This window comes from Catellatospora chokoriensis (assembly GCF_011297315.1).
Classification (GTDB): Bacteria; Actinomycetota; Actinomycetes; order Mycobacteriales; family Micromonosporaceae; genus Catellatospora; species Catellatospora citrea.
Map to the genome: position 1 here is coordinate 507527 of NZ_JAAOTI010000002.1, position 18135 is coordinate 525661.

Here is an 18135-nt window from a genome sequence, read left to right on the forward strand (position 1 = left end):
CCGAAGGACCCCCATGAGACTCAAAGCCCTCGCGGCTTCGCTGGCCGTAGCGGTCGGCCTCAGCATGATCCAGGCACCACCGGCGTCCGCCGCCCAGCCGGATCCCGGCCCGGCCGCCGAGAAGATCGCATCGAGCCTGAAGGACCGCTTCCGCACGCAGCCGGCCGCCGACTTCTGGATCACCTTCGACACCGAGGCCGACCTCGGGCCGGCGAAGAAGATCGCCGACTGGACCGCTCGTGGTCAGTTCGTCTACGACGCGCTGACCGCAGCGGCGAAGAACTCGCTGGCATCCGTCTCCACCGAACTCGACCGGGCCGGCGTCAAGTACACCTCCTACCCGATCGCCAACATGGTGCTCGTCAAGGGGGGCACCGAGAAGCTCGCCCTGGACGTGGCCGCGAAGGTGCAGGTCGCCGAGATCCACGCGACGCCGCAGGTCGCGCTGGTCGATCCCGTGGACAAGACGAGCCCGGCTGACCGGGCTGCCCGCCCCGCCGCCGCGAAGGCCGCCGCCGAGGCGGGCACCGTCACGTGGGGTCTGGACGCCATCCGCGCTCCCGAGGCGTGGGCCATGGGCGCCACCGGTGCGGGCATCACCGTGTCCAACCTCGACTCGGGCGTTCAGTTCGACCACCCCGCCCTGATGCACCAGTACCGCGGCACGAAGCCCGACGGCACCGTCGACCACAACTACAACTGGATGGCCACCCGGGGCGCGTGCACGGGCGCGCCGTGCGACGACAACGGACACGGCACGCACACCATGGGCACGATGGTGGGCGACGACGGCACCAACCACGTCGGCGTCGCCCCGGACGCGCAGTGGATCGCGACAAACGGCTGCTGTGACAGCTCCGGCGTCGAGTCGTTGCTGCAGTCCGGCTGGTGGCTGCTCGCCCCGACCGACGTCCACGGGAGCAACCCCGACCCGTCCAAGCGCCCTCACGTCATCAACAACTCGTGGGGCCAGACCGTCGAGCACAACTTCGACGACTTCTTCCAGGCCATCGACGAGGCCTGGAGCGCCGCGGGCATCTTCAGCGTCTGGTCATCGGGCAACACCACGCCGTACGCGGCCTGCGACACCGTCTCCTCGCCCGGCTCCGCCGTGAGTGCCTACTCCGTCGGTGCCACCAGGTCGGACGGCACGCTGGCGTTGTTCTCCCGCAAGGGCGAGGGCGAAGGCGACCGGATCAAGCCCGAGATTTCCGCTCCGGGCGACGGCGTCTACTCGTCCTACCCGAACAACAGCTACGTCGAGATGTCCGGCACCTCGATGGCGGCACCCCACGTCGCCGGCGCCGTCGCGGCGCTGTGGAGCTACGACCCGACCCTCATCGGGCAGGTCGAGGAGACCCGCCGCCTGCTCGGCGAGTCGGCCGTCGACGTCGACGACACCGAGTGCGGCGGCACCGCCGAGGTCAACAACAAGTACGGGGAAGGCCGGCTCGACCTCGTCCGCCTGATCGAGCTCGCGCCCCGCAAGGGCGGCACCCTCACCGGTGTCGTCACCGCCGACGGCGCCCCGGTCCCCGCGGCCGAGGTGACGATCAGTGGGCCGTTCAGCCGTTCGATCGGCACCGACAAGGACGGCCGGTTCACGACGAACCTCCCGGTCGGTGACTACCAGCTCAGCACCAAGGTCTTCGGCTACCTGACCGCGACCGCCGACGTCACGATCACCCTCGGCCAGGACACCTCCGTCAAGCTGCCGCTCACGGCCGCCGCGAGGCACGACATCAGCGGCAGGGTCGTCGACGACAAGAAGCGGCCCGTCCCGAACGCCGACGTGTCCGTCAAGGACACGCCGCTGAAGACGGTACGCACGGATGCCGACGGCGCGTTCACGATCAGCGCTGTCCCCGAGGGCGGGTACCAGCTGAGCGTCAAGCCCAACGCCTGTTTCTCGCCCACGACGGTCCCGCTGACCGTCGGCGCGCAGAACGAGCCGCGGGAGATCCCCGTCGGGCTCGTCGTCGACAAGGGCGGCTACAGCTGCGCCGTCTCCGACGGCGAGTACCTGCGCGGCACCGAGCCGGTCGCCTTCGACAGCGGCGTGTGGGCGACGGTGCAGCTGCCGTTCCCGATCGCGCTCTACAACGGCAGCCACGACAGCCTCGGCATCGGCCTGCGCGGCGTGATCTCCCCGGACACCTCGACCGGACCCGGCTACGGCGGTGCGGGCGTGTTCCCGTTCTCCGTCCAGACTCCCGTCGAGTTCGCCCCCGGCGGAGGAGTCTTCACGGCAGCCACCAAGGTCAACGGTGAGGACGCGTTCGTCGTCGAGTACCGCAACGCCAAGCTCTGGGCCTACCCGACCCGGTCGGAGTACACGGAGCCGGTCAGCTTCTCGGCGACGCTCACCCGCTCCGGCACGGTGATCTTCGGCTACGGCGACGGTATCGGGACCGACGACCCGGTGACCGCCGGCGCGCACGCCATCACCGGCATCCAGGGCTGGGCCGGCGTCGACGGCATCCGGTTCTCCGACAGCGCCCCGGTGCTGCGCGACGGGATGATCGTCACCTACGACATGCCTGACTTCGGGTACCTCGACGCGACCGTCGTCGACAAGAACGACGGGCTGCCGGTGGCCGGGGCGGAGGTCTCGTTCACCAACAAGAACGGGCTGGTCGAGACCGTCACGACCAACGGGACGGGCATCGTGCACCGCCAGCTTCCGGTGGGCGACTACACCATGACGGTCGACGCGCCGAACTACACGACCGCGGCATACCCCTTCTCCCTCGCCAAGCTCTACGCGAGCGCCAAGATCGACGCACGTCTGACCACGGGTGTCGCCGGTTTGAAGGCCGACGGCCTCGAGGCGCTGTTGGGCGCCGACCAGAACGGTGTGGGTTCGCTGACGCTGACCAACACCGGTTCCGCCCCACTCACATACAACCTGGGCGAGGCCGCGCGCCATCCCGAGCTTGACGCCGCCGGCGCCACCGGGCGTACCGGGAAGGGCGCGGACAGCACGATCGACCTGGCCGCGTGGAAGTCCGGTGCGAGCGGCATGAAGCCGTCGAACGTCGACGGCAAGGCGGCGACGGCGAGCGCGGCGGAAGCACAGGCGGCCGCCAAGGTCGGCTTGACCTCGGGCGGCGACGTCATCACACGGATCGCCATCCCGGGCAATGTCGACAGCAAGGAGCCCACCGGCATCGGGTACGACGGCGACGTCTGGGTCCACGACTACAACGCGCGGACCAACACCGCCTACACGGTGACGGGCAAGCCGACCGGCAAGGTCTTCGACGCGTCGTGGAGCCCCGAGTACCGGGCGTTCGACATGGCGCTCGACACCAGGACCGGTGACATGTGCCAGATGGAGGACAGCCCGGCCAGCTACATCCACTGCTTCGACCGTACGACCGGGAAGGAGACCCGGCAGATCAAGGGTGACTGGTCCACGCTGCAGCTGACCGGACTCGCCTACAACCCGGCGGAGGACGTGTTCTACGTCGGCGGCCGGCGGAACGGCATGATCGGCACCGTCGCCGGGACGTCGCACGACAACGCGGGCGCGCTGCTGTCCTTCTGCGCCCCGCCGCTGCCCGAGGTGATGGGCCTGGCCTACAACCAGGCGTCCGACACCATCTGGTACACCGACATCACCTGGAACCGGCTCAGCCGCCTGCTGCAGGTCGACCCCGACGACTGCTCGCTGGTGAACGCATGGTGGTTCCCCGGCCAGAAGCCGGGCCTGGGCGGCGGCCTCGAAACCGACGCGACCGGGGCCCTGTGGGCGGCGGACCAGGTCGCCGATGACGTCGTGCTGGTCGACGTCGAGGACGACCTGTTCACCGACCTGCCGTGGCTGTCGCTCTCGTCGAACGGCGGCACGCTGGCCCCGGGTCAGTCGACGACCGTCAAGGTCTCGATCTCCGCGAAGGGCGCCAAGCCCGGAGTCCTCGGCGCGAACATCGTGGTGAGGTCCGACTCCGGACGCCAGTCCAAGATCTACGTCCCGGTGACGCTCACGACCACGAAGTACCAGGTCGGCGTCAACGCCGGCGGCCCGAAGTTCACCGACGGCTCCGGCTACACCTGGTCCGGTGACCAGGCCGCCGGCAAGACGGCATGGGGCTACGAGGGGAAGACGAAGGTCTCCTCCACGAAGTCTCCGATCGCGGGCACGACGGACGACGCCCTGTTCCAGTCCCAGCGCACCACGGCGGACAAGCAGTTGCTCTACCGCTTCCCGGACGCGCCCAAGGGCACCTACGCGATCGATCTCGGGTTCGCCGAGATCGAGAAGGTGGCCAGGGGCAAGCGGGTGTTCGACGTCGTCGTGGACGGAAGGCTGGCGGAGTACGCGTACGACCCGGCCGCGGCCGTGGGGCCGAACGCCGCCGACTGGCGCACCGCCGTCGTCAAGCACGAGGGCGGTCCGCTGACCGTGGAGCTGCGGGGTTCGAAGGGTCTGCGGGCCCCGACCATCGCCGCGCTGCGGGTGACGCTCGACCCGCGCGCGGACGCGGCGGAGCCGGAGCCCGAGCCCGAGCAGCCGGAGCCGGGCCCCGTGCCGGTGGCCCCCGCCGGTCGCTCGTACTCGATGAAGGTGACCGACGGGCTCTACCGCCAGGGCACGGAGGAGTCGGGGTGGCACGGCGACGACCTCTGCGGCGTGCTGTGGTTCGGCTCCGGTTTCCTGGCCCCGTTCTACGACACGGCCTGGGACGGCGTGTGCGTGACGACGAACGGCACGCTCACCTTCGACCGCGCCAGCACGCCGGGCAACAACACGGAACTGCCGTCGCCGTACCCGATCGACGCGGTCTACCCGTTCTGGGACGACCTCGTCGTCGACGACGAGGCGGGCGTCTACTTCGGCACGACCGAGGTGGACGGGCAGGCGGCGCAGGTCATCGAGTGGCGCAACGTCACCTTCTACGGTGACCAGACGGCTCGTGTGAGCTTCTCGGTCACCCTGATCGCGGACGGACGGATCCAGATCGGGTACGGCGACGGCGTCGGCGGCGACAACCCGCTCACCCGCGGGTCGTCGGCGACGGTCGGCGTGGAGAGCCTGAACCGCAACCCCGCCAGCCAGTACTCCTTCGACCAGCCCGTCCTGAAGGCCGGCCTGGGGCTGGAGTACACCCTCCCGGCCGCGGGCACGATCGAGGGCACGGTCACCGACGCGAACGACAGCAAGCCGATCGAGGGCGCGATCGTCACGCTCAGGGGGCCGTCCGGCGAGCGGGTGATCACGACCGACGTGAAGGGTCGGTGGAAGGCCCAGGCGCTGGTCGGCGAGAACACCGTGGAGGTGACGGCGCCGAACTACGTCTCCACCAGCCGCCCCGTGACCATCGCCAGGAAGGATCAGGCCGAGAAGGTCGACACGGCACTGACCACGGGCGTCGCCACCGTCACCGGAGGTGACTTCGACTGGCTGCTCGACAGGGGCCAGCGGGCGACGGCCGACGTGACCGTCACCAACACCGGCTCCGCCCCGCTCGATGTGCAGATCAGCGAGCAGGAACGCGCCAGCGACGGCGGGCACGAGGCCGCCGACCTGTCGTGGCTGACGCTCAAGGGCGCGGCCGCGACCGGCACGGTCAAGCTCGCGGTCGGCGAGTCCACCACGGTCACGGTGACGGCCGACAACGCCGCCGTCGAGCCCGGTGTGCTCGTCGGGGACGTGCTCGTGGCGTCCACCGCGGGCAAGGGCGAGGCGCAGTTCAAGCCGGTGCGCCTGGCGACCTCGGCCTACTGGGCGGGCGTCGACGTGGGCGGATCCGGCTTCGTCGGCGCCGACGGCTTCGTCTGGTCGCCCGACCAGCAGCTCGGCTCGCGGCCGTGGGGCTATGTCGGCGGCAAGGCACGTTCCACCAAGGCCGACATCGCCGGCACCGAGGACGACGCGCTGTTCCGCACCCAGCGGACCGGCGAGACGTTCAGCTACGTGTTCAAGAACGCCCCCGCCGGGACGTACCGGATCGGCCTCGACTTCGCTGAGATCGAGAAGGTCAAGGCCGGCAAGCGTGCCTTCGACGTCCTGGTCGACGGCAAGGTCGTGCTCTACGACCACGACGTGCAGGCGAAGGTCGGTGCGCTGACCGCGGACATGAACATGGTCACCGTCGAGCACGCCGGTGGCGATCTGAAGATCGAGCTTCGCCGCGACAAGGGCGAGGAAGACCCGATCCTCAACGCCCTGAAGGTCCAGCAGGACCCGCGCCTCTGAGATAGCCGGCCAATCCGCCGGCAATGGTCAGAGCCTCCACGGAAAGCATTCCGTGGAGGCTCTGACCGTGACTGCCAAGTGTGCGGCGTCGGACCGCACTCCCATCCGTCAGCCGCGGATGATCACCTTGATCCACTCGGCGATGTTGTCCACCCGGGAGGTCCGTTCTTCCAGCGAGTGTGGGCAGGACGGTCCGCCGCTCTCCACCGACACCAGAGTGGGGCGCCCTTTGCCGTGCTCCATGAAGTAGGGCGCACCGGAGTCGTACGGACAGGCGCTGGTGTCGGGTGCCGGTGCCAGGGCGGTCACGCCGACGCTGGGTTCCGTCACCGTGACGACGGTGACCTGGCCGGTGCGCAATTGCGGGGACGGCACGGGGTTGGCACTGGTGAGCGAGCCGAAACCGGTGATCCGGAGGACGTCGCCGGCCTTCGGCGTCTTGCGGTTCAGGGCCAGCGGCCGAATGTCTCTGATCGGGAAGCTGAGCTTTGCCAGTGCCAGATCGGTGGTGGGGGACTGGCGCACCGCGATGACGGTGGCGACGTGACCGATGTCGGTGGTCAGGTCCGCCCGCCCGACAGTGGCGGTGGTCAGGTCGGCGACCGGACGCTCCACCCGGACGCCGTTGAAGTCCCGGAAGCAGTGTCCCGCGGTGACGATCCACTGCGGTGCGATGAGCGCACCCGAGCAGGCACTGTTACGGCGTCCACCGTCGGCCGTCGGGATCCCGGTCATGGTCAGCTTGACGGCGAACCGGAACTGGCCGTTGGGCACGACGTCGCTGTTCGCCACGGCGTGTGCCGGGCCCGCGGGGAAGATCCCGAGGCCGGCCGCGATGATCGTCGACGTGAGCAGCAGCCCGGCCCGACGGATGCGGTGCTTGCTTGTGACGTCCAAGAACTCATCCTTCGCTCTGCGCGGGAGGGCCCGCGGCTGTCTGTCACCGCATGCCTCGACGGCCGCAACGACAAACTTCGCTTCAACTATGGATAGACGTCGAAGACACGGCCCTGGGTTGTGATCTCCAAGCGGCCGATTGTCGCCCGGTCCGCACGTGTCGCTATAGGACCGGCCCGCGATCCCGGCCTCCTGCGGCTTCGGTTGTCGGTGGGCAGATCTGCTCGTGGGCTTGGGCGCGGGCGCGCGTCCACGGGCGGGGTGGAGCACTCGTCTCGGTCAGGACACCGATTGCCGCCCGATTCTGCTCTGCTACGATCCACATTCGAACATATGTTCGAATGTGGATGGCCGTCGGTGTCTGGACGGTCCGGTTCTCGTCGAAGGGCGGGTGCGGTGTGGGACGTCTGTGGGCCGGCGGTTCTCGGCGCGGGGTGCTGTCGCACCGGGTTCGCGACAACCAGGTGCTGTACGTGGTTCGCCGGGACTGGCCCTACCCGGCGACCCACGAGTTCGTCCGGCCGCGGTTGACCCAGGCTGAGGCAGTGCGAGCCGCTGCCGCCGACTTTCGGTACTGGCGGCCCGGCCCGCTGCGCCCGCGGCTGAGCGTGGTGCAGATCAGCGCAAACGACCTGCGTATACACGGCCGGCGTCGCGACTGCATGGCGCCAGACTGCCCGCGATGACGCCGGTCGTTCCCGGGCCGAACGTGGGTCGAATAGCTCATCGCGGCCGTCTACGCGGCGCTGACCTGCCCCAACCTGCGCCGAATTCATCTGGGCGAGTTGGCCGACCCGCTTGTCACCGGCCCGCGCGGGGCCGCCGTCACCTGAACCGAGCATGTGTCAGAGGCCATGACAGCGGCGCGGCAGGCCGGTGTCAGGACAGACCTCGATTGTCGTAGCAGGGCCACCATTCCCGTGCCCGCGTCCACGGGTCCGGGCTTCGGGGACGCGCGGGACGTGGTCTCATGCTCGCCATGAACCTCACCGCGGCCGAATTCGGCGAGCGGCTCCGCGGGTCGCGGTCCGCGGACGGCTCGCTGCCCATGCGCGAGATCTTCAAACTCGCCAAGGAGTACGCCCCGCTGCCACCGACCGAGATCGAGGAACTCCTCGACGGCGCGACGCACGAGGAGCGGGTCGGCGCGGTCAGCGTCATGGGCCACCAGTCGCAGCGCAAGCAGACCACGCCGGACCGCCTGCGCGAGCTGTACGAGCTCTACCTGCGCCGCACCGACCGGATCGCGACCTGGGACCTGGTGGACGTGAGCGCCCACCACGTCGTCGGCCGCCACCTGTGCGACAAGCCCCGGGACGTGCTCTACGGGCTGGCCCGGTCGCCGCTGCCGCAGGAGCGCCGGATCGCGATCTTCTGCACGCTGCACTTCCTGCGCCACGGGCAGGCCGACGACACCTTCGCCCTCGCCGAGATCCTGGCGCACGACGACCATCTGATGCTCGCCTCGACCACCGGAGGCATGCTGCGCGAGGCCGGCAAGACCGACCGCGCCCGGCTGCTGGACTACCTCGACCGGCACGCCGCTACGGCACCGCGCGTCCTGCTGCGCGCGGCGATCGAGCACCTGGAGCCCGAGCAGCGACGTCATTACCTGGCCCTCGGTCGCTGAGCCGCGCCGCATCGGCCGGCCGGAATCGGGTTCCCTCCACGGTGTGCACGCCAGGCGTCAGGTCAGGGGGAGGTGTCATGGACACGGCACAGGCGAGGGCGGCGTTCGAGGAGTTCGTGGCCGCCCGTTCGGCCGCGCTCGGTCGAACGGCATATCTGCTCACCGGGCACCGGCAGGATGCCGAGGACCTGCTGCAGTCGGCGCTGGCCCGTGCCGCCGTGCGGTGGGCCAGGCTCGACGAACCCGAGGCGTACGTCCGGCGCGTTCTCTACACCCAGTCCGTGTCCCGCTGGCGCGCGCTGCGCCGTAGACCCCCGGAACTGCTCACCGACCGGCTCCCGCAGACCGCGGCCACCGAACCGTGCCACGACACCCGGGTCGTGCTCGATCTCGCGCTGCGTCGCCTCACCCCGAAGCAGCGAGCCGTGCTGGTGCTGCGTTTCTACGAGGACCGCAGCGAGTCCCAGGCCGCGGAGCTGCTCGACTGCTCCGTCGGCACGGTGAAGAGCCAGACCCGGCACGCGCTGATGCGGCTGCGCGTCCTCAACCCCCAACTGGCGCAGCTGGTCGACGGCCGGTTGCCGCAGGAGGTGACAGCCCGATGACGGCCGCTCTGCGCGACGCTCTGCACCGGGTCGCCGACAACTCCCCGCCCGTGCCGGTGCGGCCGGGCCTGTTCGACCAGGCCCGCCGGGACCGCCTGCACCGCCGTCTGGCCGGGCTGGCCGCCGCCGTCGCCGTGCTGGGCGGCGTCGGCCTGACAGTCCACGACGCCGTGCCGCCGACCCCGGCCGCATCCGACACCACAGTCGACCCGCTGCCTGCCTACGTCGTGCAGGCTCCGGACTGGACGGCGGACATCAGGCATGCTCCGATGCGGCGGGCGCTGGTCGCTTTCGACGGCGACCCGCACAACACCGTCACCGTGCCCCGCGAGGCCCAAGGGGTGAGCGATGCACGCCCCCTTGGGCCGCTGACGCTGGTCGGCCCCGACGACGCCTACCGGACCTATGACCCGGCCCGCGACGACGAGCCGTGGACGGGGGAAAGCCTGCTGTCGCCCGACGGGCGGTTCCTGATGACCGGCCACGGCGAGCACTCCCGGCTCCTGGACGTGACGACGGGCGACAGCCGAGCGCTGACGGCTGGCCGGCCGCTGGCGTTCTCTCCGGACAGCCGCCAGGCTGTGCTCGTCGACTTCGACAATCCCTGGTACCTGCATCCGGTGCGTGGCGAGATCCGTGTGGTGGACCTACCTTCGGGTGCGGTGGTGTGGACGGCGCCGCTGGCGGACGGCCCGCTTCCGCGCGAGGTGAAGGCCGCGCTGTCGCCGGACGGTTCGACGCTGGTCGTGCAGCGCCACGGCGACGTCTACACCCACCGGCGTGACGGCCGCGCCGGCTGGAGCCGGTCGATGAACATGGCGGGCGGCCTCGCCGGGCAGCTCGCCTGGACCCCCGACGGCGGGAGCATCGCCGTCGACACGGGCGACCTGTGCCTGCTGGACGCGGGCACCGGGGCGACGCAGACGTGTCTGGCCTGGCAGTCCATGCTGCAGCGGCTGCCGGAACGGGAGCAGGCCTTCGGCCTGTTCCCGGTCGTGCTCGCATGGATGGACGGACGGCCGGTCGTCGCGCTGCCCCGGGCCGTGGTGCGGTTGACCGAGGTGCCTGAGCTCATCATGGGGACGCCGACGTACCCGGCCTCGCCGGTCGGCGCGCTCACCGTGGCGACCAGTCGAGTGGACTGGACCACGCGGCAGCCCGGACCTCCGGACCCAGGCCCGGCTATCCACCGCTACCGGCCGCTGATCGGCGGAGCCGGGCTGGGGATCGCCCTGCTGGCCATCGGGTACGCCGTGCTGCGGCTGAGCCGTCGGCACCGCCGGACGGCGGTCCGCAAACCAGGCGGTGCGTAGCACCTTCCGTGCGGACCCGGGTGATCGGCTTGCGCCTGGAGCAAGTGGGCACGCTAGCCTCAGTCGTGTGCCGGACATCGTCACGGAACGGCTGGTCCTGCGGGACTGGCGCGAGTCGGACCTGCGTCCCTGGGCCGCCATCAACGCCGATCCGCAGGTGTGCGAACACCTCGGCCCGGTCTGGGACGAGGCGCAGGCGGCGGCGTCCATCGCCCGCTACCGGGAGGCGCACCGGCGCAACGGGTTCGGTTACCTGGCCGTCGAGCTGGCCGCCAGGGGAGAGCTGATCGGCCTGGCGGGCATCGATCCGGTGGCGCCCACGATGCCGTTCTCCGGTGTCGAGATCGGCTGGCGGCTGGCCCGCTCGGCCTGGGGCCACGGGTACGCCTCGGAGGCCGCGCGGGCGGTGCTGGACCATGGGTTCGCCGAGGTGGGGCTGCCGGAGATCGTCGCGGTCACGCTGGCGCCGAATCTGCGCTCGCAGGCGGTGATGCGCCGCATCGGCATGACCCACGCGGCGGACCTGGACTTCGACCACCAGCCCGAACCGGACGGCCCGGTCTTCCGGCACGTGGTCTACCGCATCATCCGGCCGACCGCCTGACCGGCAGGCGATCGCCGACCGGACCGGCACTGGCCGGCGCTTCGAACTGACCTGCTGATTCAGCAGCAGTCGTCGGCGCATCCGCTTGCCGAGCCGCCGTCCTGCCGAGCGGGGACGGGTGTGCAGCAGGTGTCGCCCCGCCAGGCCTCGCGGCCCTCCTTGACGGCGACGGCGGCGATGACCAGGGCCGCTGCCGGGTCTGCCCACCACCACCCGAACAGGCTGTTCAAGCCGAGGCCGACCAGGAGCACAGCCGACAGGTAGGTGCACAGCAGGGTCTGCTTGGAGTCGGCGACCGCCGAAGCCGAGCCGAGTTGCCGTCCGGCGCGGCGCTGGACGGCCGACAGGGCGGGCATGACCGCGAGCGAGACCGCCGCCAGGATCAGGCCGACGGTCGAATGCGCTGCCTCGCCTGCGCCGAGCAGTGCCCGGCTGGATTCGACGGTGACGTAGGCGGCCAGGGCGAAGAACGAGACGGCGATGACGCGTAGCGCGGCCTTCTCGCGTCGTTCGTGGTCGGTGGCGGAGAACTGCCAGGCCACAGCGGCCGCGGAGGCGACCTCGATCACCGAGTCGAGGCCGAATCCGATCAGCGCGGTCGAGGACGCGATCGTCCCGGCGGTGATCGCCACCATGGCTTCGGCGACGTTGTAGGTGATCGTCGCGGCGACCAGCAGCCGCACGCGGCGCACCAGGACGCGCCGCCGAGCGGGCGCGGGCTGGACAGGGTGTGCCCGAAGCCCCGGCACCTGGCCGTAGGTCAGCGGTTCCATCCACCGACTATACAGCGTAAGGTGTATACAGCGGAAGATGAACTGTTGGGTGCAGGGGCCGGCAGACACGAACAGGCCCGGGGCCGTGGTGCGGCTCCCGGGCCTGTCGGCTCGTGCTCATCGGGCCGTGTGGTCGCGCGCCTGGCGGCGCTTGCGGCCGTGGCGGTGCAGCCTGTTCGCTACCCGCTCCGTCGCGGCCTCGTCGATGAGTTCTCGGTGATGCATCTTCGCGAGAGCGAAGTCCATCTCGGGCGATCCGAACATCGCAGACTCCTCAGTCCTTGACACTGTGTTGCTGACAGGAGGAATACTCCCCTCCCGCGAGGCCTCCTCCATCCGCAACGGCGGCGTATCTTCGTCGGCTGCGACCGACCTAGACCAGGGTGTGAGGTGGTCTAGGTATGCCTACGTCCAGCCCTGGTGACGGCTCGCCGAGCCGAGTGTTCCGGGTGGACGGGAGTCTGGGTGCCGAGAGGGCGAAACCGTTGGGGCAAGATCAATCGTGCCGGCGGAGGTCCGTGCCGACCGGTGACAACCTTCGACCATGCCGCCACGTGGTGGCTAGCGTGAGCATGGACAGCGAACCATCTGCCGTCGGCCCCGTGGTGCCCGCGACGGCGGACGAGCCGACGGGCACCCGCCCCCTCCCCGGCGCGGCGGGCACGCGCGACCAGGAGTTCCTGGAGTTCGTGGTCGCGTCCGGCCGTTACCTGTCCCGCACTGCCGTGCTGCTGTGCGGTGACCCGGTCCGGGCCGAGGAACTGGTCCAGGCCACCTACGAGCGCACCTACCGCTCCTGGCGTGCGGCGCGCAACGGCGACCCGCAGGCGTACGCCCGCCGCGTGCTGGTCAACCTGCGCATCGACGGGTGGCGGCGCACGCGCCGCGAGATCCTCGTCGACCCGGTCGCGCTGCCCGATCAGGCCGCGTCCGACCACACCGGCGCCGTGGTCGCCCGCAACGCCGTCGTCCGGGCGCTGGCCCGGTTGCCGCTGGCGCAGCGGCGGGTCGTGGTGCTGCGGCACCTGCTCGACCTCACCGAGACCGAGGTCGCCCACGAACTGGACATCTCGGTCGGCACCGTCAAGTCCCACCACGCGCGGGGCATCGCGCGACTGCGCGAGATCTTCGCGGAAGGGGATCTGCCATGAGCGTCCAGCTGCCCGATGACGACGACGTGGTCGCCCGCCTGCGGGCCGACGCCCCCGGGTGCCCGAAGGTCGGTCCGGATGCCGGGCGCACCCTCGCCGCCGCCCGGCGCGCGCTGCGCCGCAGCCGACGCCGGCGGGCGCTCGCCGGCGTGGCCACGGTCGTGGCCGCCTTCGTCGGACTCACCGCGATCGGCCCGATCGAGCTGCCCGGCGTCGGCACCTTGGCCATGCCTTTCGGGTACGGCACCGATGCGCTCCCGGACCAAGGCGACCCGCCCGTGTACCCGCGCGAGCGGATGCTCCATGACATCGCGGCCCTGGAGCTCCAGGTGCTGCCGGTGACCGAGCACCTAGGGCTCACGTCGTACCTCGACGAGCCGGCGGCATGGGGTCGTCCGGCATGTCGCGTGCTCACCTGGTCGCACGGAGCGTTCCGGGACCGCCACGCCGATTGCGCGAACCCCGACGATCCCGAACTGCCGTTCGACACCGCGAGCGAGGCGGCGTTCGCCCAGGTGTCAGACGCGATCGAGACCTCGGGCGTGGACGTGGACCGGATCGACAACGGTCGCTGGGGACCCGGCACGTCGTTCCACCTCCGCGACGGCTCCTGGCAGTGGAACTGGTACTACTCCTACGTTCCCGGCACCCCGTCCGACGCCCCGGCTGAGGAGCGGACGCAGACAGGACTCGGCGTCAGGCGGCAGGTTCACGTCAGCGGCGACTGGTGGTTCGTCGTGGAGCCCGACGACTGACACGGCGACCTCGGCCGCCGGACCGGGTCCGGTGCACCGCCGAAGCTCGCCGGCTCGACCGCCGGCGAGCTTCGGACCTGCGACGGCCTGCCGGGTCAGATGCTCCAGCCGCCGTCGACGGTCAGCAGCGAGCCCGTGATGAACGCGGCGTTCTCGCCCGCGAAGAAGGCGACCGCCTTGGCGACCTCGTCGGCGGTGCCGTAGCGCCCGAGCGCCGTCATGGCCGCCTGGGTGGCGGCGTACGGCCCGTTCGCGGGGTTCATGTCGGTGTCCACCGCCGCGGGCTGCACGACGTTGACGGTGATGCCGCGCGGGCCGAAGTCGCGCGCCCACCCTCGACCGAGCTGGTCCAGCGCCGCCTTGCTGGCCGCGTACTCGGCGGCGCCGGCGGTGGGTATGCGCAGGGCGACGCTGCTGCCCACCAGGATGACGCGCCCGCCTTCGGGCAGGTACTTCGCCGCGGTGTGCGTCGTGACGACGGTGCCCATCACGTTGGTGGCCAACATCTGCTGGACCGTGTCGAGCAGGTCCGGATCCTGCTGGTCGGCGGTGCCCATGACGGCGACGCCGGCGGAGTTCACCAGCACGTCGATCCGGCCGCCCAGGAACTCGGCAGCCTGCTCGACAGCGGCGGACGCCTCGTGGGGAACGGACTGGTCCGCCTGCACAGCGAGCGCCTTCGCGCCGAGGGCGGCCAGTTCGGCGACGACCTCTTCGGCCTGCTCGCGCGACTTCCGGTAGGTGATGACGACATTCGCGCCCTCGCGTGCCAGCTCGCGGGCGATCCCCGCGCCGATACCCCGCGAGCCGCCGGTCACGAGCGCAGTCCGTCCGGTCAAGGCGTTGGACATAACGATCTCCTATGCTTTCAGCTGGTTTGCCTTACCCAGCCAAAGCTAAAGATTGACACTAGTGTCATAGTCCACCTCGACCGGCCGTGATGACCGTCACGCCGTGGTGTCGGCTCCCTCCCAGGCGCGCAGGAACTCCTTGATCGCCTGGCGGTTGCGCTGCAGCACGTCGATGCGCTTCTCGATGTTGACGAGTTGGCTTCGCAGCCCGTCCAGGTCCTTGGCGGGCGGACACTCGCGGGGTTTCGGCTCGGCCCCCAGGCACGGCAGCACCTCGCGGATCATGTCGGTCGTCAGGCCGACGTCGAGAAGTTCGCGGATCTGCAGCACGCGTTCGACGGCCGGCTCCCCGTATGCCCGGTAGCCGTTGCTCGACCGCACCGGGTGCAGGATGCCGACCTGCTCGTAGTAGCGCAGCAGCCGGGGCGCGACTCCCGTTCTCGCCGCCAGGTCTCCGATCTTCACCGACGTCCCGCCTTCCTGGTTCGTGAACCGGGACGACAGCGCCGTCCCGGCCTGACCTTGACATTCGGCCTGACCTTGACATTAATGCGAAGGTTTGCGTATTGCCAGTTCGCGGCCGGCGTGAGCCGCGGGCGGCCTGTCCGGTGCCGGTGTACATTGCCGCGGTGGTTCACGAGTTCCCCACACCGGAGGTCCTGGCGGCGTTCGGCGCCCGGGCGAAGGCGGTTCCGCTGCCCGGCGGTCAGGGGCGGACCTGGCGAGCAGGCGAGATCGTTCTCAAGCCCTGCGGGCTGGCGGCCGAGGCAGCCTGGGTGGCGGAGACGCTGACCCAGGTCAGCGACACCACCAGGTTCCGTGTCGCCAGGCCCGTGCGGGCGGCCGACGGCCTTTGGGTGGCGTACGGGTGGCAGGCCTGGTGGCTGACGCCCGGGAATCCAGATGCTCGACGCTGGGACGAGGTGCTCGCCGCGGGCGAGGCGTTCCACGAAGCCCTTGCGGGCCTGGCGCGACCCCGGTTCCTGGACCATCGCGACGATCCGTGGACCTACGGCGACCGGCTCGCCTGGGAGGAGCTGCCGCTGCAGGGCGGTGAGGTGATGGCGGAGCTGCTGGAACCGCTGGCCCTGGCGCGGCGGCCCGTCGAGCTGCCGCCCCAGGCTGTCCATGGGGACCTGCTGGGCAACGTGATGTTCGCCGACGGCCTGGCCCCGGCGGTGATCGACTGGCCGGTCTACTACCGGCCGGCCTCGTGGGCGCTGGCCGTTGCCGTGATCGACGCGCTGACCTGGCACGGCGCACCGGCAGCCTTGGCGGCGCGCCGGGCCGACCGTCCGGAATGGAACCAGATGCTGATCCGCGCGCTGATGTACCGGATCGCGACGAACGAGGGCTGTCGGCGCGCGGGCATGCCGGTGCGAGAACGCGCAGACAGCTACCGGCCAGTGGTCGACCTGGTGCTCCGCCGGTGACATCGCATTGCCGGCACCCCCGCGGGAGCCGGCACGCCGGTTGCTGAAGGCAACTGGCTCGTGATCGACGCGCGACGGCGGCCCGGACCTGACCAGGTCCGGGCCGCCGTCGCGCGCGCCTCCGCCTCGCTGTCCTGCCCGTCAACTTACCGCGATTACCCAACTACCTTGACAGACACAGTAGTGGGATCTACGGTGTAACCCAGGAGGTGAGGTATGAGTACAAGCAAGGTCACGTCTGACCTGCTGCGGGGCAACACCGACACGATGATCCTGCGGCTGCTGACCGAGGCAGACCGCTACGGCTACGAGATCGTCAAGCTGATCGCCGAGCGCTCGCAGGGCGAGTACGAACTGAAGGAAGCCACGATGTACTCCAGCGTTCGGCGCCTGGAGGCCGACGGCGACATCACGTGGTACTGGGGCGACGAGTCCCAGGGCGGCCGCCGCAAGTATTTCAAGATCACCGAAAAGGGCCGCGCGACGTACGTGCACAACAAGACCACGTGGGAGTACGCCAAGCGCGTGCTCGACACGCTGCTGTAGGGGAGACGACCATGACCGACAAGCTCAGCCAGTACCTCGAGGGCGTCTTCGCACCCTACGAAGCCACCAGAAGCGTCAGCGAACTCAAGGCCGACCTGCTGGCGGACCTGCAGGAGCGATACCGCGAGCTGCGCGCCGAGGGCAAGGACGAGGCGACCGCGTTCGAGTTGACCGTCGACAGCATCGGCGACATCGAGGAGACGGTGCAGGAGGTGGCGAACCTTTCGCGGACACTGGAGCGGCAGGTCGTGACCCGTTTCGACGCCAGTGCCCTGGAGGGCAGCGACTTCGCGGGCGTGTCGGCGCGCTCGGGGCGCTTCGGTGCGAGCGCGCTGCGCGGCTCGGACTTCTCCCATGCGGATCTCGCCGGCTCGAAGTTCAAGAGCAGCGACATGCGCGAGATCACCTTCGACGGCGCGAACCTCACCGACGCGGTCCTGACCACGGCCGAGTTGAAGGGCTCGACCTTCCGCCGGGCGCGGCTGGTGCGCACCGACTTCAGCATGTCGGGCCTGTACGAGGTCCGCTTCGAAGACGCCGCCCTCACCGACGTCGCGTTCCGCCAGACCGACCTGCGGCGCACGGTCTTCGCGCGCTGCACCTTCACCGGCGTCGACTTCACCCAGTCCGACCTGCGTGGCCTCAGCTTCGAAGGGGAGACCTTCACCGGGGTGAAGTTCGACCAGGCGGCGCTGGAGGGCGTGTCGCTGCGCGGGGCGATCCTGCGCGACTGCTCCTTCCGCGGCGGCTGGACCAAGAAGTACTACAAGGCCCTGCGCACCGTGAACTTCGACGGCGCACGCATGGACAAGCTGACCTACGCCGCCATCAAGGGCATGGGGTTCACCCCCGCAAACGTGATCGTCGAATAAGGAGTGACCACCCCCATGAGCACCCCACCCCCCGCGATCCACGTCAGTGGACTGCGCAAGTCGTACGGCAAGCTGGAAGTCCTCAAGGGTGTGGACTTCAGCGTCGCGCCGGGCAGTATCTTCGCGTTGCTGGGTTCCAACGGCGCCGGTAAGACGACCGTGGTGCGGATCTTGTCGACGCTGCTCAAACCTGATGCGGGCACGGCGTGTGTCGCCGGGTTCGACGTGCTCGCCCAGCCGGGGCGGGTCCGTGAGTCGATCAGCCTGACCGGCCAGTTCGCCGCGGTCGACCAGATCCTGACCGGCCGGGAGAACCTGGTCATGGTCGCCAGGCTGCGGCAGGTGAAGAACCCGGGCGGGGTCGCCGACGACCTGCTGCGGCGTTTCGACCTGACCGACGCCGCGGGCCGGCGGGTGGCGACCTACTCCGGGGGTATGCGCCGCCGCCTGGACATCGCGATGAGCCTGATCGGCGACCCGCCGGTGATCTTCCTCGACGAGCC

16 protein-coding genes are annotated in these 18135 nt (G+C 70.3%); 11 read left to right on the forward strand and 5 right to left on the reverse strand.

The window, feature by feature from the left end; translation table 11 throughout:
* Positions 1-13 precede the first annotated feature (13 nt).
* Complete coding sequence (locus tag HAV39_RS04910) at positions 14-6202, forward strand: S8 family serine peptidase (protein ID WP_191837933.1); 6189 nt, start codon at positions 14-16, stop codon at positions 6200-6202.
* A gap of 108 nt (positions 6203-6310) precedes the next feature.
* Here HAV39_RS04910 and HAV39_RS04915 read toward each other — a convergent pair whose 3' ends face one another.
* Positions 6311-7099: a S1 family peptidase gene (locus HAV39_RS04915; protein WP_239121021.1), complete on the reverse strand. Its 789-nt coding sequence runs from the start codon at positions 7097-7099 to the stop codon at positions 6311-6313.
* 979 nt (positions 7100-8078) lie between these two features.
* Between HAV39_RS04915 and HAV39_RS04920 the strand changes: the two genes are divergently transcribed.
* The 4 genes from HAV39_RS04920 (at position 8079) to HAV39_RS04935 (ending at position 11251) form a co-directional block, all read left to right on the forward strand.
* A complete protein-coding gene (locus HAV39_RS04920; protein WP_191837934.1) occupies positions 8079-8729 on the forward strand; it encodes a DNA alkylation repair protein in 651 nt (216 codons plus the stop codon).
* Positions 8730-8806: 77 nt separating this feature from the next.
* Positions 8807-9334, forward strand: coding sequence for a SigE family RNA polymerase sigma factor (locus tag HAV39_RS04925; RefSeq protein ID WP_191837935.1), 528 nt, complete (start codon positions 8807-8809; stop codon positions 9332-9334).
* Positions 9331-10647 (forward strand): WD40 repeat domain-containing protein, encoded by a 1317-nt coding sequence (locus tag HAV39_RS04930; protein WP_191837936.1) that lies wholly within the window; start codon positions 9331-9333, stop codon positions 10645-10647. The genes HAV39_RS04925 and HAV39_RS04930 overlap by 4 nt, the downstream gene beginning before the upstream one ends.
* Positions 10648-10714: 67 nt before the next feature.
* The gene (locus HAV39_RS04935; protein ID WP_191837937.1) at positions 10715-11251 is read left to right on the forward strand and encodes a GNAT family N-acetyltransferase; all 537 of its coding nucleotides are present in this window, start codon (positions 10715-10717) and stop codon (positions 11249-11251) included.
* Between the two features lie 59 nt (positions 11252-11310).
* Here the strand turns inward: HAV39_RS04935 and HAV39_RS04940 are convergent, their stop codons facing one another.
* Entirely contained in the window at positions 11311-12024 is a 714-nt protein-coding gene (locus HAV39_RS04940) for a cation efflux transmembrane domain-containing protein (RefSeq protein ID WP_191837938.1), read from the reverse strand.
* Positions 12025-12141: 117 nt separating this feature from the next.
* A complete protein-coding gene (locus tag HAV39_RS04945) occupies positions 12142-12288 on the reverse strand; it encodes a hypothetical protein (protein ID WP_191837939.1) in 147 nt (48 codons plus the stop codon).
* A 308-nt stretch (positions 12289-12596) separates the two neighbouring features.
* Between HAV39_RS04945 and HAV39_RS04950 the strand changes: the two genes are divergently transcribed.
* Together HAV39_RS04950 and HAV39_RS04955 are read left to right on the forward strand one after the other, a co-directional pair.
* Positions 12597-13175: a SigE family RNA polymerase sigma factor gene (locus HAV39_RS04950; protein WP_191838001.1), complete on the forward strand. Its 579-nt coding sequence runs from the start codon at positions 12597-12599 to the stop codon at positions 13173-13175.
* Positions 13172-13930, forward strand: a complete 759-nt coding sequence (locus HAV39_RS04955; RefSeq protein WP_191837940.1) for a hypothetical protein — start codon at positions 13172-13174, stop codon at positions 13928-13930. Before HAV39_RS04950 ends, HAV39_RS04955 begins: the two co-directional genes overlap by 4 nt.
* 95 nt (positions 13931-14025) lie before the next feature.
* Here the strand turns inward: HAV39_RS04955 and HAV39_RS04960 are convergent, their stop codons facing one another.
* Together HAV39_RS04960 and HAV39_RS04965 are read right to left on the reverse strand one after the other, a co-directional pair.
* Positions 14026-14781 carry an SDR family NAD(P)-dependent oxidoreductase gene (locus HAV39_RS04960; RefSeq protein ID WP_191837941.1) on the reverse strand — a complete coding sequence of 252 codons (756 nt, stop codon included), beginning with the start codon at positions 14779-14781 and terminating at the stop codon, positions 14026-14028.
* A gap of 96 nt (positions 14782-14877) precedes the next feature.
* Positions 14878-15246, reverse strand: a complete 369-nt coding sequence (locus tag HAV39_RS04965; RefSeq protein WP_191837942.1) for a MerR family transcriptional regulator — start codon at positions 15244-15246, stop codon at positions 14878-14880.
* A 164-nt stretch (positions 15247-15410) separates the two neighbouring features.
* Here HAV39_RS04965 and HAV39_RS04970 point away from each other — a divergent pair, with 164 nt between their 5' ends.
* The 4 genes from HAV39_RS04970 to HAV39_RS04985 all read left to right on the forward strand — a co-directional run.
* Positions 15411-16214: a TIGR02569 family protein gene (locus tag HAV39_RS04970; RefSeq protein WP_191837943.1), complete on the forward strand. Its 804-nt coding sequence runs from the start codon at positions 15411-15413 to the stop codon at positions 16212-16214.
* A gap of 216 nt (positions 16215-16430) precedes the next feature.
* Complete coding sequence (locus HAV39_RS04975) at positions 16431-16760, forward strand: PadR family transcriptional regulator (protein WP_191837944.1); 330 nt, start codon at positions 16431-16433, stop codon at positions 16758-16760.
* Positions 16761-16771: 11 nt separating this feature from the next.
* On the forward strand, positions 16772-17632 hold the full coding sequence (locus tag HAV39_RS04980; protein WP_191837945.1) for a pentapeptide repeat-containing protein: 861 nt from the start codon (positions 16772-16774) through the stop codon (positions 17630-17632).
* Between the two features lie 15 nt (positions 17633-17647).
* The coding region (locus HAV39_RS04985) for an ABC transporter ATP-binding protein (RefSeq protein ID WP_191837946.1) at positions 17648-18135 on the forward strand (488 nt) is incomplete at its 3' end.

What these genes read in the sequence shown, in the direction of transcription:
- HAV39_RS04950 (WP_191838001.1), top strand. Translation starts at nt 12,597, where the DNA reads ATGGACAGCGAACCATCTGCCGTCGGCCCCGTGGTGCCCGCGACGGCG.
- HAV39_RS04975 (WP_191837944.1), top strand. Translation starts at nt 16,431, where the DNA reads ATGAGTACAAGCAAGGTCACGTCTGACCTGCTGCGGGGCAACACCGAC.
- HAV39_RS04930 (WP_191837936.1), top strand. Translation starts at nt 9,331, where the DNA reads ATGACGGCCGCTCTGCGCGACGCTCTGCACCGGGTCGCCGACAACTCC.
- HAV39_RS04945 (WP_191837939.1), bottom strand. Translation starts at nt 12,288, where the DNA reads ATGTTCGGATCGCCCGAGATGGACTTCGCTCTCGCGAAGATGCATCAC.
- HAV39_RS04910 (WP_191837933.1), top strand. Translation starts at nt 14, where the DNA reads ATGAGACTCAAAGCCCTCGCGGCTTCGCTGGCCGTAGCGGTCGGCCTC.
- HAV39_RS04955 (WP_191837940.1), top strand. Translation starts at nt 13,172, where the DNA reads ATGAGCGTCCAGCTGCCCGATGACGACGACGTGGTCGCCCGCCTGCGG.
- HAV39_RS04940 (WP_191837938.1), bottom strand. Translation starts at nt 12,024, where the DNA reads ATGGAACCGCTGACCTACGGCCAGGTGCCGGGGCTTCGGGCACACCCT.
- HAV39_RS04960 (WP_191837941.1), bottom strand. Translation starts at nt 14,781, where the DNA reads ATGTCCAACGCCTTGACCGGACGGACTGCGCTCGTGACCGGCGGCTCG.
- HAV39_RS04920 (WP_191837934.1), top strand. Translation starts at nt 8,079, where the DNA reads ATGAACCTCACCGCGGCCGAATTCGGCGAGCGGCTCCGCGGGTCGCGG.
- HAV39_RS04925 (WP_191837935.1), top strand. Translation starts at nt 8,807, where the DNA reads ATGGACACGGCACAGGCGAGGGCGGCGTTCGAGGAGTTCGTGGCCGCC.
- HAV39_RS04980 (WP_191837945.1), top strand. Translation starts at nt 16,772, where the DNA reads ATGACCGACAAGCTCAGCCAGTACCTCGAGGGCGTCTTCGCACCCTAC.